The sequence below is a fragment of the Thalassospira sp. MIT121401 genome (genome assembly GCF_047125595.1).
GTDB lineage: Bacteria > Pseudomonadota > Alphaproteobacteria > Rhodospirillales > Thalassospiraceae > Thalassospira > Thalassospira povalilytica.
Window position 1 is genome coordinate 1,020,234 of record NZ_CP138926.1, and the last position, 14,663, is coordinate 1,034,896.

At 54.3% G+C, this 14,663-nt stretch carries 15 protein-coding genes; all 15 read left to right on the plus strand.

Annotated features, from left to right (window positions below):
- Window positions 1-252 precede the first annotated feature (252 nt).
- Complete coding sequence (gene coxB / locus SIB88_RS04535; RefSeq protein WP_101245413.1) at window positions 253-1,101, plus strand: cytochrome c oxidase subunit II; 849 nt, start codon at window positions 253-255, stop codon at window positions 1,099-1,101.
- Window positions 1,102-1,112: 11 nt separating this feature from the next.
- Window positions 1,113-2,696 (plus strand): cytochrome c oxidase subunit I, encoded by a 1,584-nt coding sequence (ctaD, locus tag SIB88_RS04540; RefSeq protein WP_412557455.1) that lies wholly within the window; start codon window positions 1,113-1,115, stop codon window positions 2,694-2,696.
- Between the two features lie 80 nt (window positions 2,697-2,776).
- Complete coding sequence (locus SIB88_RS04545; protein WP_101245415.1) at window positions 2,777-3,703, plus strand: heme o synthase; 927 nt, start codon at window positions 2,777-2,779, stop codon at window positions 3,701-3,703.
- Window positions 3,700-3,840: a hypothetical protein gene (locus tag SIB88_RS04550; protein WP_170310068.1), complete on the plus strand. Its 141-nt coding sequence runs from the start codon at window positions 3,700-3,702 to the stop codon at window positions 3,838-3,840. Before SIB88_RS04545 ends, SIB88_RS04550 begins: the two co-directional genes overlap by 4 nt.
- Window positions 3,841-3,853: 13 nt before the next feature.
- Window positions 3,854-4,444, plus strand: coding sequence for a cytochrome c oxidase assembly protein (locus SIB88_RS04555; RefSeq protein WP_101245416.1), 591 nt, complete (start codon window positions 3,854-3,856; stop codon window positions 4,442-4,444).
- Between the two features lie 82 nt (window positions 4,445-4,526).
- On the plus strand, window positions 4,527-5,327 hold the full coding sequence (locus SIB88_RS04560; protein ID WP_101245417.1) for a cytochrome c oxidase subunit 3: 801 nt from the start codon (window positions 4,527-4,529) through the stop codon (window positions 5,325-5,327).
- Window positions 5,328-5,360: 33 nt separating this feature from the next.
- The gene (locus SIB88_RS04565; protein ID WP_101245418.1) at window positions 5,361-5,726 is read left to right on the plus strand and encodes a DUF983 domain-containing protein; all 366 of its coding nucleotides are present in this window, start codon (window positions 5,361-5,363) and stop codon (window positions 5,724-5,726) included.
- A gap of 42 nt (window positions 5,727-5,768) precedes the next feature.
- Window positions 5,769-6,476 carry an SURF1 family protein gene (locus tag SIB88_RS04570; protein ID WP_412559397.1) on the plus strand — a complete coding sequence of 236 codons (708 nt, stop codon included), beginning with the start codon at window positions 5,769-5,771 and terminating at the stop codon, window positions 6,474-6,476.
- Window positions 6,477-6,622: 146 nt separating this feature from the next.
- A complete protein-coding gene (locus tag SIB88_RS04575) occupies window positions 6,623-8,110 on the plus strand; it encodes a carboxypeptidase M32 (RefSeq protein WP_412557456.1) in 1,488 nt (495 codons plus the stop codon).
- A 118-nt stretch (window positions 8,111-8,228) separates the two neighbouring features.
- Window positions 8,229-8,648: a cyclic nucleotide-binding domain-containing protein gene (locus tag SIB88_RS04580; RefSeq protein ID WP_101245421.1), complete on the plus strand. Its 420-nt coding sequence runs from the start codon at window positions 8,229-8,231 to the stop codon at window positions 8,646-8,648.
- A 186-nt stretch (window positions 8,649-8,834) separates the two neighbouring features.
- Window positions 8,835-10,232, plus strand: a complete 1,398-nt coding sequence (thrC, locus tag SIB88_RS04585; protein ID WP_228194574.1) for a threonine synthase — start codon at window positions 8,835-8,837, stop codon at window positions 10,230-10,232.
- Window positions 10,233-10,279: 47 nt separating this feature from the next.
- Entirely contained in the window at window positions 10,280-11,539 is a 1,260-nt protein-coding gene (locus SIB88_RS04590; RefSeq protein ID WP_101245423.1) for a M16 family metallopeptidase, read from the plus strand.
- 119 nt (window positions 11,540-11,658) lie between these two features.
- The gene (locus tag SIB88_RS04595; protein ID WP_412557457.1) at window positions 11,659-12,591 is read left to right on the plus strand and encodes an ROK family protein; all 933 of its coding nucleotides are present in this window, start codon (window positions 11,659-11,661) and stop codon (window positions 12,589-12,591) included.
- 6 nt (window positions 12,592-12,597) lie between these two features.
- Window positions 12,598-13,323: a copper homeostasis protein CutC gene (locus tag SIB88_RS04600; RefSeq protein ID WP_412559398.1), complete on the plus strand. Its 726-nt coding sequence runs from the start codon at window positions 12,598-12,600 to the stop codon at window positions 13,321-13,323.
- Window positions 13,324-13,523: 200 nt separating this feature from the next.
- Window positions 13,524-14,597 carry a diguanylate cyclase gene (locus tag SIB88_RS04605; protein WP_101245426.1) on the plus strand — a complete coding sequence of 358 codons (1,074 nt, stop codon included), beginning with the start codon at window positions 13,524-13,526 and terminating at the stop codon, window positions 14,595-14,597.
- Window positions 14,598-14,663 lie beyond the last annotated feature (66 nt).

Sequence of the window (14,663 nt, forward strand, 5' to 3'; positions counted from 1 at the left end):
GAGGTTTTTTCTGGAACAGGTGTCGAAGATACGCTATTTGCCTGCCTTACAGATGTACTTTCGGGTGCAGGCTTATTAAGAATAAGATATGTCAGAGGAAATGCTCTGGTCTGATCTGTTGGTAATCTTTGGTTGAGACGTGATAATGTCCTTGAGAGGGGGCGATATATATCGGATCAGCCATCGCAGGATCAGAGGCAGAGACGATTGAGGCATATCGCCTTGAGATGTAATGCGAGGGGGCAGATTCGCATGTCGATCAAGAAGCTATTTCCCATCTTTCTGTTGGGATTGGCGGTACTCGTCGGGTTTGACAGTTCAGCACTTGCTGTTGGACAACCCGAGCCATGGCAGCTTGGGCTGCAGGAGCCGGTTTCGCCTGTGGCTGTCGAAGGCCATGAATTCTTTATTTTGCTGACGTGGCTGATGACGATCATTACCGTGATCGTTCTTTTGCTGCTGCTTTATGTGCTTTTCCGCTTCAGTGCGAAACGCAATCCGGTGCCGTCGAAAACAACGCACCACACCCTTCTTGAAGTGGTCTGGACGGTTGTTCCGGTTCTTATCCTCCTTGTCATTGCGATCCCGTCGTTCCGTCTGCTGTATTTCGCAGACCGTGTCGAAGATGCCGATCTGACGCTCAAGATCATCGGCAAGCAATGGTACTGGACCTATGAGTACCCCGATAACGGCAACTTCACCTTTGATTCGCTTATGATCGACGAAGAAACCGCTGTCGCCGAAGGCAAGAACCGCCTTCTGGATGTCGACAATCCGGTTGTTCTGCCAGTGGACCAGAATATCCGTCTGATCATGACATCCGATGACGTGATCCATAACTGGGCCATGCCGTCACTCTTCATCAAGCTTGATGCCGTACCGGGCCGTCTGAATGAAACCTGGACCCGCATCCCGGCCGAATATGCCGGTACGACATTCTATGGTCAGTGTTCCGAGCTTTGCGGTGTGAACCACGCCTATATGCCGATCGCGGTCAAAGCTGTTACCATGGAAGAATACGAGGCCTGGGTAGCCAAGGCCCAAGAACAGTTCGCATCTGCTGACCTGCCGTCATCGGTATCAGTGGCATCGGCAGAGTGAGGGAGAGATTGATGGCTCACGCTGACACACATGATCACGATCATACCCCCGGCTTCTTTACCCGTTGGTTCCTGTCAACCAACCATAAGGATATCGGGACGCTTTATCTTGTTTTCTCAGTGATCGCCGGTTTGATCGGTGGCGCGTTTTCCGTCTGGTTCCGTATGGAACTGGCGCATCCGGGAACCCAGATCATTGAAGACCACCAGTTCTTTAACGTGCTCGTGACCGCACACGGCATGATCATGGTGTTCTTTGTTGTCATGCCCGCCATGATTGGCGGTTTTGGCAACTGGTTCGTTCCGATCATGATCGGGGCGCCCGACATGGCGTTCCCGCGTTTGAACAACATTTCGTTCTGGCTGATTGTTCCGGCCTTTATCCTGCTGATGCTGTCGGCTGTGGTTGGCAGTGGCGCGGGTACCGGCTGGACGGTTTATCCGCCGCTTTCGGGTGTTCTCGGACATCCCGATGCATCGGTGGATATGGCGATCTTTGCCCTGCACCTTGCAGGGGCCAGCTCGATCCTTGGTGCGGTGAACTTCATCACCACCATTTTCAACATGCGTGCGCCGGGCATGACCCTGCACAAGATGCCGCTGTTTGCCTGGGCGATGCTGGTCACAGCATTCCTGCTGCTGCTGGCTGTGCCGGTTCTGGGTGGCGCGATTACCATGCTTCTGACCGACCGTAACTTTGGCACGGACTTCTTCAATCCGGCCGGTGGCGGTGACCCGATCCTGTATCAGCACCTGTTCTGGTTCTTCGGGCATCCGGAAGTTTACATCATGATCCTGCCGGGCTTCGGCATCATCAGCCACATCATTTCGACCTTCTCGCGCAAGCCGGTCTTTGGTTATCTCGGCATGGCTTATGCGATGGTTGCGATTGGTGTTGTCGGCTTTATCGTGTGGGCGCACCACATGTATACGGTCGGCATGGATGTTGACACCCGTGCATATTTCACCGCGGCAACAATGGTGATTGCGGTGCCGACAGGGGTCAAGATTTTCTCGTGGATCGCGACCATGTGGGGTGGTTCCATCACCTTGCGGGCGCCGATGCTTTGGGCGATCGGCTTTATCTTCCTGTTCACTGTGGGCGGTGTGACAGGTGTGATGCTGGCCAACTCGGGCATGGATTTGCCGCTGCATGACACCTATTTCGTTGTGGCGCACTTCCACTATGTTCTGTCGCTTGGTGCGGTCTTCTCGATCTTTGCCGGTTTCTATTACTGGTTCGGCAAAATGTCGGGATACGAGATTTCCGACCTTGGTGCGAAGATCCATTTCTGGCTCTTCTTCATCGGCGTCAACCTGACCTTCTTCCCGCAGCACTTCCTGGGCCTTGCCGGCATGCCCCGTCGTTATGCCGACTACCCGGATGCGTTCGCAGGCTGGAACCTTGTATCGTCTTACGGTGCCTATATTTCCTTTGCTTCAACCATCTTCTTCCTCGGTGTGGTGGCGCATGCCTTCATCCGTGGCAAGAAAGCCGAAGCAAACCCGTATGGCGAAGGGGCAGATACCCTGGAATGGACCGTCAGCTCGCCTCCGCCGTTCCATACCTTTGACGAACTGCCGCGTATCAAGTAAGTGACACTGGTTTAAGTCCCCCGCAAACCGCGCTTTGCGGGGGGCGCCTTACCGCCCCAAAAAGAGAAGACCAGAGTTCCATGACCAAGCAGGTTGCCGACCAGACCCTTGCGCTTGAAAACGCAGCTCAGCTGCCGATTTCCGAGGTGCGCGACTATATAGCGTTGCTGAAACCCGGTGTGATGACCCTTGTGGTTTTCACCGGTGCTGTTGGTCTGTTGATTGCCCCGGGTTCCATTCATCCGTTTTTGGGACTCGTCGCAATCGCCTGTATCGCTGTTGCCAGCGGTGCGGCTGCTTCGATTAACATGTGGTACGACCGCGACATCGATATCCACATGAAACGTACCCAGAACCGACCCATCCCGGCCGGGCGGGTTCCGGCAGACGAAGCCTTGTCACTGGGCATTGCGCTGTCGATCGTTTCGGTAACCGTGATGGCGGTTGCCATCAATATTGCGGCTGCTGTTTTGCTGGCGGTGTCGATCGCGTTCTACGTGTTCGTTTACACCATGTGGCTGAAACGCAGCACACCACAGAATATCGTCATTGGCGGTGCCGCCGGGGCATTCCCCCCGATGATCGGCTGGGCGTCGGTGACAGGCGGGATCGATCTGAATTCGATTGCGCTGTTTATGATTATCTTTATGTGGACGCCGCCGCATTTCTGGGCCCTGGCCCTGTTCCGTTGCGGTGACTACGCAAAGGTCGGTGTGCCGATGATGCCGGTGGTCGCTGGTGAAGCGGCAACCAAAAAGCAGATGCTGATCTATACCCTTTTGCTGTTGCCGGTAACGTTCGTTCCGGTGGCAACCGGGTTGCTTGGCGTCTTTTATGGTGCGACGGCGGCCTTTACCGGGCTTCTGTTCCTGCGCCATGCGATCCGCGTGCTGCGCGATGCTGAAGAACGCGCACCGCACAAGATGTTTGGATATTCCATCCTGTATCTGTTTGTCCTGTTCGGGGCGATGGTTGCAGATGTTTGGCTGGTTGGATTTATGGCATGAGCGAACAGGCACAGCATAACAAGGCCGAGCTTGAAGCGTTTCTTGCCAAGCGCAAAAAGAAGAACCTTGTCTTCCTGATCATTCTTGGTGGTCTGGCGGTTCTGTTTTTTGCAATCACGATTTTGAAGATGAGCTAGGAACCAGGGCACGATGACCGATCAGAAACCGATTGATAAAACAAAGGCGCAGAACAGGAAAATCCTGTTTAGCTGCGTGTTTGTTGTCGGTGCGATGGTCGGTCTGGCCTATGCGTCGGTCCCGCTTTACAAACTGTTTTGCCAGGTTACCGGCTTTGGCGGCACGACCCAGGTCGCAACAGAGGCCCCGGTCGAGGTTTCTGAAAAAACCATCAAGGTGCGGTTCAATGCCGATGTGAATTCGGGCCTGAACTGGCAGTTCAAACCGGAACAGCGCGAGATCACGGTTCGTCTTGGCGAAGATAATCTGGCCTATTACATGGCCGAAAACATGTCTGTTCAGCCGATCACCGGGCAGGCGGTTTACAATGTTACACCACTTAAGGCGGGGCAATATTTCAACAAGATCGCATGTTTCTGTTTTGACGAGCAAACCCTTGAACCGGGGCAGCGCGTCGACATGCCGGTCAGTTTCTATGTTGATCCTGCCATTGCAGAAGACATCAATACCCAGGACGTGAAGACAATTACCCTGTCCTATACCTTCTTCAAGGCAGAAGCCTCGGTCGAAGCGGCGGACGGGAATGAAGATCAGGGAGGCTGACAGACCCCGTTTTCGGGTTCTGTTGTCTCGGTTTAACAAAGCGAACTTGAGTTTCTTTTGTAAGGATTGAGGGGGGCAAGGAATGAGTGATCATGCTCAGAAACATCCGTTCCACCTGGTAGACCCAAGCCCGTGGCCGCTTGTTGCGGCAGCATCGGCCGGTCTTTTCACTGGTGGCATGGTCATGTTCATGCATTCGGATCGTGCACCGGCCGATTTCTGGCTGGCGGCAATCGGGATTGCAGGCATCCTGTTTGTGATGTTCCGTTGGTGGAGCAACGTGATCAGCGAGTCAAAGATTTACCATAACAAGGTCGTTCAGATCGGCCTGCGCTATGGCATGTCGCTGTTCATCGCATCCGAAGTGATGTTCTTTGTCGCTTTCTTCTGGGCATTCTTCCACAACGCCTTTGTGATCTTCAGCCCCGGTGTGACCGAATGGCCGCCGGCCGGTGTCGAGGTTCTGGATCCATGGGATCTGCCGTTCCTCAATACCCTGATCCTGCTTTTGTCGGGTTGCACCCTGACCTGGGCGCATCATGGCATCATCGAAGGCAAGAAAAAGGACCTGGTACAGGGCCTGGCATTGACGGTGGCCCTTGGCGTTATCTTCCTGTGCCTTCAGGCCTATGAATATAGCCATGCGGCATTCGGCTTTGCCGACAACATCTATTCTTCGACCTTCTACATGGCGACCGGTTTCCACGGCTTCCACGTGTTTGTCGGAACGGTGTTCCTGGCAGTTTGCCTTGTCCGCGCGATGAAGGACGGCTTCAAGCCGGACCATCATTTCGGTCTTGAGGCAGCAGCATGGTACTGGCACTTCGTTGACGTTGTGTGGCTGTTCCTGTTCTTTGCCGTTTACATCTGGGGCGGCGAATAAGCCGCCCTGATCCGCTTTGCCGGGTCAAAGATCATGGATGATTATTATCCGAACATTTCCCCCATCCGGACCGGGCTGGCATGCAAATGCCCCCGATGCGGTGGGGGAAAGTTGTTTCAGGGCTATTTGACCGTTCGCGAACGTTGCGAAGTCTGCGGGCTGGATTTGCGGGGGCATGATGCCGGAGATGGACCGGCGGTGTTTCTGATCTTTATTCTCGGATTTCTGGTCGTTCCCATGGCACTTTGGGTGGAGATGCGCTATATGCCGCCTTTGTGGTTGCACGCGCTTTTATGGGGCCCTGTGATTGTTGGTGTGACACTGGTCTTGCTACGACCGTTAAAAGGTCTCATGGTGGCGCTGCAATATCGTCATAGATCGACATCCCAACAGGACTGATTTCAGTTAATGCCTTTACTTACTTCGCGCCCAAGTCTGGCGATGAAAATTTGCGTCGGATTGTCTCTGGTGATCCTGCTCGGTCTTGGAACCTGGCAAATGGACAGACTTTTCTGGAAACAGGGCCTGATTGATCAGCGCCACGCCCAGGCTGAATTGCCGCCGATCCCGGTTCCGGTAGATACAGCTGTTGATCCCGATATGGCATTTCGTGCCGCCTTTGCCGAAGGCCGTTACCTGAATGATCAGGAAAAGTACCTGATGGCGCGCACCCGGCGCGGCAATGTCGGTTTCCAGTTGATCACGCCGCTTGAACAGGAAGATGGCCGCATCATTCTTGTCAATCGCGGTTGGGTTCCGACCGATTATCGTGATCCGAAAACCCGCCCCGAAAGTTTGATCGAAGAACCGGTGCATGTCACCGGTGTGCTGCGTCTGCCCAAAACCAAACACTGGGCACAGCCCGAAAACGACGCGCTTGCCAATCAATGGTTCTATGTCGATGTTGATCATATGGCCGAAGACAGCGGTGCGGAACTTGCCAGCCGATACTATCTGGAACTTGACGAAACGGAGGTTCCCGGCGGGCTTCCGATTGGCGGTCAGGCCAAGGTCGAACTGCCAAACAACCATCTTGAATATGCGATTACCTGGTACAGCCTCGCGTTGTCGCTGATTGTGATCTTTGTGTTCTATCACCGCCGCCCGGTTGAGAACAAAGAAGACAACAGCAACGGTAATGACGCCTGATCGCCGGTGTCTGCCGTAACGGTGGTCAGCTGCAAAACTGACCACCGAAATTGCCCTGCTGTCAGGGTATCACTTGCCCGACATTTTCCGTTTACCAAAGACCAAAAGGCGCGTTGTCCGTACCCGGTCTGCGCACAGGAGCCCCGATGACCAAAGCATATCAACAGCTCGAAGCCCGTTTTCGTCGCATGAATGTGTTGTCCGATGTCAGTGGAATGCTGCATTGGGATATGGCTGCGATCATGCCAAATGGCGGCGCAGAAGCACGTTCCGAACAGCTTGCGACGCTAAGCGTTCTGAATAACGAGCTCATCAATGCGCCTGATATGGGAGACCTGTTGGCGGCGGCCGAAGACGAGGATCTTGATCGCTGGCAGAAGGCCAATCTGGCCGAAATGAGACGCGAATGGGTGCATGGCACAGCTGTCCCCGCCGATCTGGTCGAAAAAATGTCGCGTGCGGAAACCGGCTGCGAAGTTGCATGGCGCACAGCACGCGCAGAAAACGACTTCAAAGGGCTGCTTCCGAAATTGCAGGAAGTTCTTGATCTGTCGATCGAGGCCGGAAAAGCCAAGGCCGAAGCCCTTGGTACATCGGTTTATGACGCGTTGCTTGATCAATATGATCCGATGATGCGTTCCGAACGGATCGACAGCCTGTTTGCCGAACTTGAAGCGTTCCTGCCCGACTTTACAGCCGATGTGATCGAACGCCAGAAGGCCGAAGAAAAGCCGATCTCGCCAACCGGCCCGTTCCCGATTGAAACCCAGAACAAGGTCGGTCTGGATTTGATGAAGGCGGTCGGGTTCGATTTCGACCACGGGCGCCTTGATATTTCGCACCATCCGTTCTGTGGCGGTATTCCCGATGATGTACGGATCACCACCCGATATGATGTGAATGATTTTACCTCGGCGATCATGGGGGTTCTGCACGAAACCGGACATGCCATGTATGAACGTGGGCTTCCCAAGGACTGGCGTAACCAGCCGGTAGGCAAGGCGCGCGGCATGACCATGCATGAAAGCCAGTCGCTTCTGGTTGAAATGCAGGCCTGCCGGTCCGAGGAGTTCCTGACCTATGCCGGTCCTGTCTTCAAACAGGCCTTCGGCGGCGACGATGCGTCCTGGAGTGCATCAAATCTGCACCGCCTTTATACCCGGGTTGAACCGGGGCTTATTCGGGTCGATGCGGACGAAGTTACCTATCCTGCCCATGTCATCCTGCGTTATCGGCTGGAACGTGCCCTGATCGAAGGGGACATGAAGCTTGCCGATTTGCCCGGTGCCTGGAACGATATGATGCAGAAGCTGCTTGGTATCACGCCGCCCGATGATCGCGACGGCTGCTTGCAGGATATCCACTGGCCGTCCGGGGCATGGGGTTATTTCCCGACCTACACGCTTGGTGCGATGGCGGCAGCACAGATTTTTGCGGCTGCCAAAAAAGCCAATCCGGAAATCCCGGAAGCTCTGGCCCGCGGGGCGTTTGGTCCGCTGATGCAGTGGCTTGAACAGAATATCCATAGTCAGGCATCAAGCCGTTCAACCGACGAAATCCTGCAAGAAGCGACCGGAAGTGCTCTTGGTGTTGATGCCTTCAAGGCCCACATGATCAGCCGGTACGGTGCGTAAATTCGATTGAATGCATGTGGTAATGTGCTAGCATTTTTGCGGCTGCGGATTTCCGAATAATGATAAGCGGTTATCCGTTGCCTTATCCCTTTTCAGGCGTCATGGGCATTGCAGTCACATGGGAATAACCGACGGTAACAAGAAGGTCATGGACCGACAGGTCTTTGCCATGGATCAGGTTATTTTCCGGGAAGGCAAACCGGGAAACGCGGCCTATGTGGTTCAGGAAGGCAAAGTCGAAGTCTTCAAGACGCTTAATGGTGACGAGGAAGTCATTCTTGGCACGATCGAAGCCGGCGGACTTTTTGGTGAACTGGCTCTTGTTGATAACAAGCCGCGCATGGCATCGGCACGGGCAACCGAACGCACGGTGCTGATTGCGATCAACCGCCAGACATTTGAAAAAAAGATGGCGGGATCGGACCGTTTCATCAAGGCGATCCTGCGAATCCTGCTTGGTAATTACCGGACCGTGGTACGGCGTGCCGCCCTTGCCGAGGCCAAGCTGAAAGAACACGGCATTCCGATCGACAATTAGGACGGCATATCAGCCAGCCATGTGACATGCCTTGCGCGATAATGCGTATGACACGGCAGACCTGCTTGATTGTCCCTTGACTATATTGGCCCAAACCCTCACTAACTCAGGCGTTGGAGTGTGTTTTGGCGCGATTTGTGTCCGGACGCACGGAACTGGTATTCGCCTTATGCAGGAGCAGGTCTAGTGCGCTATGTCAGCACGCGGGGAAGTGCCCCCGTTTTGCAGTTCGATGAAGTTCTTCTTGCCGGTCTGGCCCGTGACGGTGGTCTTTATGTCCCTGAAACCTGGCCGACCTTTTCCAAGGATGACATTCGTGCGCTGCGAACTCTGACATATGCCGAAGTCGCCTTTAAGGTGATCCAGCCATTTGTTGCAGGCACCGTTGATGACGATGCCCTTAAGGCCATTCTTGAAGATACCTATAACGGGTTTGATCACGAAGCCGTGGCACCGCTCAAGCAGCTTGGTGCCAATGACTGGGTAATGGAACTGTTCCATGGTCCGACCCTGGCATTCAAGGATTATGCGCTTCAGGTGGTTGGTCGTCTGTTTGACCATGTTCTGGCCAAACGTGGCGAACGCATCACGATTGTTGGTGCGACGTCCGGTGATACCGGGTCTGCTGCGATCGAGGCCTGCCGTGATCGTGAAAATATCGATATTTTCATTCTGCATCCCAAGGGCCGCGTTTCCGAAGTTCAGCGTCGTCAGATGACGACCATCCTGTCTGACAACGTGCACAACATCGCGGTCGAAGGATCGTTTGATGATTGTCAGGATCTGGTCAAGGCCCTGTTCAATGATCATGGCTTCCGGGATGAAGTTGGCCTGTCTGCGGTCAATTCGATCAACTGGGCACGCATCATGTGCCAGATCGCCTATTATTTCTGGGCGGGTGTGCAGCTTGGATCGCCGGAACGCGAAATTTCGTTCTCTGTGCCGTCGGGCAACTTTGGCAATGTCTATGCCGGTTATGCCGCGATGCAGATGGGCCTTCCGATCAAGCAGTTTGTTGTTGGTGCAAACCGCAATGACATTCTGGCCCGCTTCTTTGAAAGCGGTGTGATGAAGATGGAAGGTGTCGAACCGTCTCTTAGCCCGTCGATGGATATTCAGGTCAGCTCGAACTTTGAACGTTTGATGTTTGACCTGTATGACCGCGATGGTCTGGCAATCGCCGAAATGCTGACCAAGTTCCGTGAAACCGGTGTGATGGAAATGTCGCAGGGGCAGTTTGCCCGTGCGCGTGAACATTTTGACGGTTACCGTCTGGATGATGATGCGACCAAGGCCGCAATCAAGGACATCCTTGAAACCAGTGGTGAACTGGTTGATCCGCATTCCGTGATCGGCATTGTTTCGGGCCGTGAATGCAATCGTGACAAGTCGGTGCCGATGGTGGCACTGGCAACCGCACATCCGGCAAAATTCCCCGACGCGGTAAAGCAGGCATCGGGTATCTACCCGGACTTGCCGCCGCGTCTGTCTGATCTATATGACCGACCAGAAAAGGTCGAACCCATGTCCAATGATGTGGCGGCCTTGATGGCGCATGTCCGTAAAAACCGGCGTGCGGCCTGAAGGTACGCAGACATCGGGAAAGACGTGAAAAACAGGAGTAATGCTATATGACAGTCGAGCTTACCCAGCTTGACAATGGGATGATTGTCGCGACGGACCGCCTTGACCATGTGCAGTCTGTTGCCCTTGGTACATGGGTTGATGTTGGTGCACGTAACGAGACACCTGATATCAACGGCATTTCCCATATGCTTGAACATATGGCCTTCAAGGGCACGCGCCGGCGTTCCGCACTTCAGATTTCCGAAGAAATCGAAGCTGTCGGCGGGCAGATGAATGCCTATACGTCGCGTGAAAATACGGCCTATTATTGCAAGGTCCTGCACGAAGACCAGGAACTTGCGATCGATGTGATTGCCGATATCCTTCAGCATTCCACACTGGATGCCAAGGAACTGGAACGTGAACGTCAGGTAATCTTGCAGGAAATCGGTCAGGCCAACGATACCCCCGACGACATCATTTTCGACTATTTCCAGGAAACTGCCCTGCCAAATCAGGCTTTGGGCCGTTCGATCCTGGGCAGTCCGGAAAATGTATCGTCGCTGACACGTGATCATTTGTTTGACTTCATGTCGCGCCGCTATAGCCCGAAGAACATGGTGTTTTCGGCATCGGGCAAAGTCGAACATAACCGTGTCGTCGATATGGTGGCGTCGAAATTCGACAGCCTGCCTGCCTATGAAGAACATGAAATCGAGCCGCTCAAATACGAAGGCGGCAGCCGGATCGAAAACCGCAAACTTGAACAGGTGCATGTGATTTTCGGTCTTCCGACCGTGTCCTACACCGATGACAGTTTCTATGACCTTCAGGTGTTCAATACCCTTCTGGGCGGGGGCATGTCGTCGCGCCTGTTCCAGGAAATCCGTGAAAAACGCGGTCTGGTCTATTCGGTCTATAGTTTCTCGTCGCATTATGTCGATGGGGGGCTGTTCTCGATCTATGCGGGGACCGGGGCTAATGATATTGGCGAACTGATGCCGGTCATGTGTGACGAGCTGGTCCGTGCGACCGATGATCTGACCGAAGAAGAAGTCACGCGTGCACGTGCACAGCTCAAGGCATCTGTGGTCATGGCGATGGAAAGCAATTCCGGTCGTTGTGAAACCCTGGCCCGTCAGATCCAGATTTTCGGCCGCCCGCAAACCATGGAAGAAATCGTCGCCAAGATTGACGGGGTTGATCTTGAAAGTGTTCGCCGTTCCGGCAAGGCGCTTCTGGATGGCAAACCAACCATCACCGCCCTTGGCCCGGTTGACCAGATGCCGGCATATGATGATCTTGCCGCCCGTCTGCGCGGCTGATTGTATCGGAATATTTGATTTTCGACGGCACATGTCCAATCGGGCATGTACCGTTTCTTTTTGCTGCCCGGCACTTACTGGTGTATCCCCATATCAATCAGGATGACGGGGTAAACTCCATGCAATACGCCTTTGATATTGGTGGTTCAAAAATCGAATTTGGTGTGTTCGGTGAGGCGGGTGAAGTCCTGCTTCATAGCAAAACCCCGACGCCAAAGGATGACCGTTACGCGTTCGTCGCAACCATCAGTGATGTTATCGACGAGGCAGATCGTGAATTTGGCAGCCGTCCCGATATCGGCATCAGCTTTGCCGGCGGGCTGGACCCACAGACCGGTGCCGTGATTTCAGCCAACATACCCGCGATCAAGGGATGGTCACTGGCAAGCGAACTTTCAGCAATTCTGAACCGCCATGTTCTGGTTGAAAATGATGCGGACTGCTTTGCACTGGCCGAAGCTATCAGCGGTGCGGGCAAGGATGAACGTACGGTTTTTGCCATCATCCTGGGCACCGGGGTTGGTGGCGGGATCGTCGTGAATGGTGAATTCATCGGCGGGCGCAGCGGCATACGCGGCGAATGGGGCCATGGCAATGACGTTACCGGTACCCTTATTCGCAACGGTTTGGCACCGGTGGTGTGCGGTTGCGGGCAAACCGGGTGCCTTGATGCTTGGGGCGGGGCGCGCGGTCTTGAACATATCTATCGCCAGATCAGTGGTAATCCTGCGTCGAGTTTCGATATTACCGATGCCTGGCGGACCGGTGATGCCGTGGCCAGCCGTTCGGTTGAAATCTATTGCGAACTGGTGGCGCGCGAATTGGCGCTGATGGTCAATGTCATTGATCCGGACTGTATTCCGGTCGGTGGCGGGATGGCATCAGAACCGGCATTGATTGCCCAGATCGATGGGCTGGTTCGCGACCGTGTGCTGGGGCGTTATGATGATCGGCTGGTTGTTCCCGGTCATTTTGCCAAGGATGGCGGTCTGCGCGGTGCGGCAATGCTGCATGCCAATCAAATCCCGTCAGCCGCGCAGGGTGGGGTTTAAGTGGAAATGACGTTGTCGGAAATGCCGGATCGGGTTGCAGACCGGGTACTTGAAGTTTGTGTTGAAAGTTTTCAGGACGCGGTGCTGGCCGTTGATTCGGGTGCTGATCGTATTGAATATTGTTCTGCATTGGCACTGGGCGGGCTGACGCCAAGTCCCGGGGCGCTGGCAATGATCGGCAACATCAAGGCCCCATGCATGGTCATGATCCGTCCGCGTCCGGGCAATTTTTGCTATGACGCCAACGATTGCGCGATCATGAAACACGAAATCGCAATGGCCCGTGCGTGCGGGGCGGCCGGTGTTGTCTTTGGGGCAACGGATGATGCGGGGCTGCTTGATACTGACATCTTGCGCGATCTGATGGCTGAATGTGCTGGCTTGCAAGTCACCTTGCACCGCGCCTTTGACGAAGTGCATGATCAGTTCGGTGCCTTGGAACAGGCGATCGATCTTGGATTTGAGCGGATATTGACAAGTGGTGGAGCACCCGATGCCATCACCGGTATTGACCGGATTGCGGCGCTGACTGAACGTGCGGCTGGGCGCATTGTCATTCTTCCGGGGGCGGGGGTATCGTCGGCGAATGCTGCTGACATCCTGAACAAATCCGGCGCGCCCGAGCTTCATGCATCGTGCAAGGCCGATGTCGCAGCAAAAGAAGATGGGGCAGGCCGTGTTAAGGTGGCCCCTGATCGCGTGCGTGCCCTTAAAAACGCGATGGATATCTGATCTCGCTAAACAGCCGGTTTGGTTGTTTGATGCAGATCTTCGGGACGGAACCCCTATTCATAGGTATGATACGGGTCTAATCTTAATAGGGCAGGGCCGGTAATTGTTCGTTAAGGGGGCCGGCCTAAAGCTACGTTTCTGATGCGCGCCATCGCCGACGGGCGGCTTTGGTGGTAAATGGTGCAACGTTTGGTGAGATAATGAATACAGAACAAAAAGGTGCGGTCACGGGGGCGGCCAATGAAACAGCACACCAGAAGGCAACCGAAAACGCCCTGAGTGCGTTGCACCGGATCACGTCATCGCGCGATTTGAATTTTGAACAACGTGTTGATGCAATCCTGAAGCTTGGAACCGGGCATTTCGGTCTGCCGATTGGCATTTTCAGCAAGATCATCGACGACCAATACGAGATTCAGCAGGCCCTGCATCCGGAAAATGCCCTGACGCCGGGGACCAGTTTTGAACTTGGGAATACCTATTGCGCCCATGTGGTTCAGGCCGATGACGTTTGCGGTTTCCATCATGTTGGTGAAAGTGACATCAAAACGCATCCCTGCTATCAGAATTTCGGGCTTGAGGCCTATCTCGGTGCGCCGATCATGGTTGATGGCGAACGCTACGGGACCTTGAACTTTTCAAGCCCGCAGCCGACCCGTCCCTTCACCGGCGAAGATATCGAACTGGTTCGCCTGTTTGCATCGTGGCTTGGTCATGCCATTGCCCGTGTGGCGGATTTGCATGCGCTTGAAACCGCGCGCAAGGAACTTGAACATCTTGCAACCCGTGACAGTCTGACCGGGCTTTATAACCGGCGCTATATGCAAGATTGCCTGAAATCCGAACTCGAACGCACCAAACGTTACGGCAAGCAGTTCGTTGTTGGCCTTCTGGATTTCGACAATTTCAAAAAACTTAATGATGATTACGGTCACGATACCGGTGACAAGGCATTGAAACTGTTCGCCAAGGTTTCTTCGGCCCTGATGCGTGACACAGATATCATTGCGCGCTGGGGGAATGAAGAATTCCTGATCCTGATGCCCGAAACCGGGGCAGCCGGGGCGCTCAAATATCTTCAGCGCCTGACCGATCGCGTTCGCGAGTCCGATTTCCATGCCGGTGACGAAGAACTCCAGCTTAGCCTGAGCATCGGACTGGGAATTGCCGAACCTGATGACACGGTTGATTCGCTTGTCGCCCGCGCGGATATCGCGATGTATGAATCCAAACAGGCCGGCCGCGACACCATTCGCCAACGCGAACTTGATTGATTGCTTGGGTGACTGAACTGTCACCCGTTTAGGGCCAAAAGAAAACCGCTTTGAGGAAAACCTCAA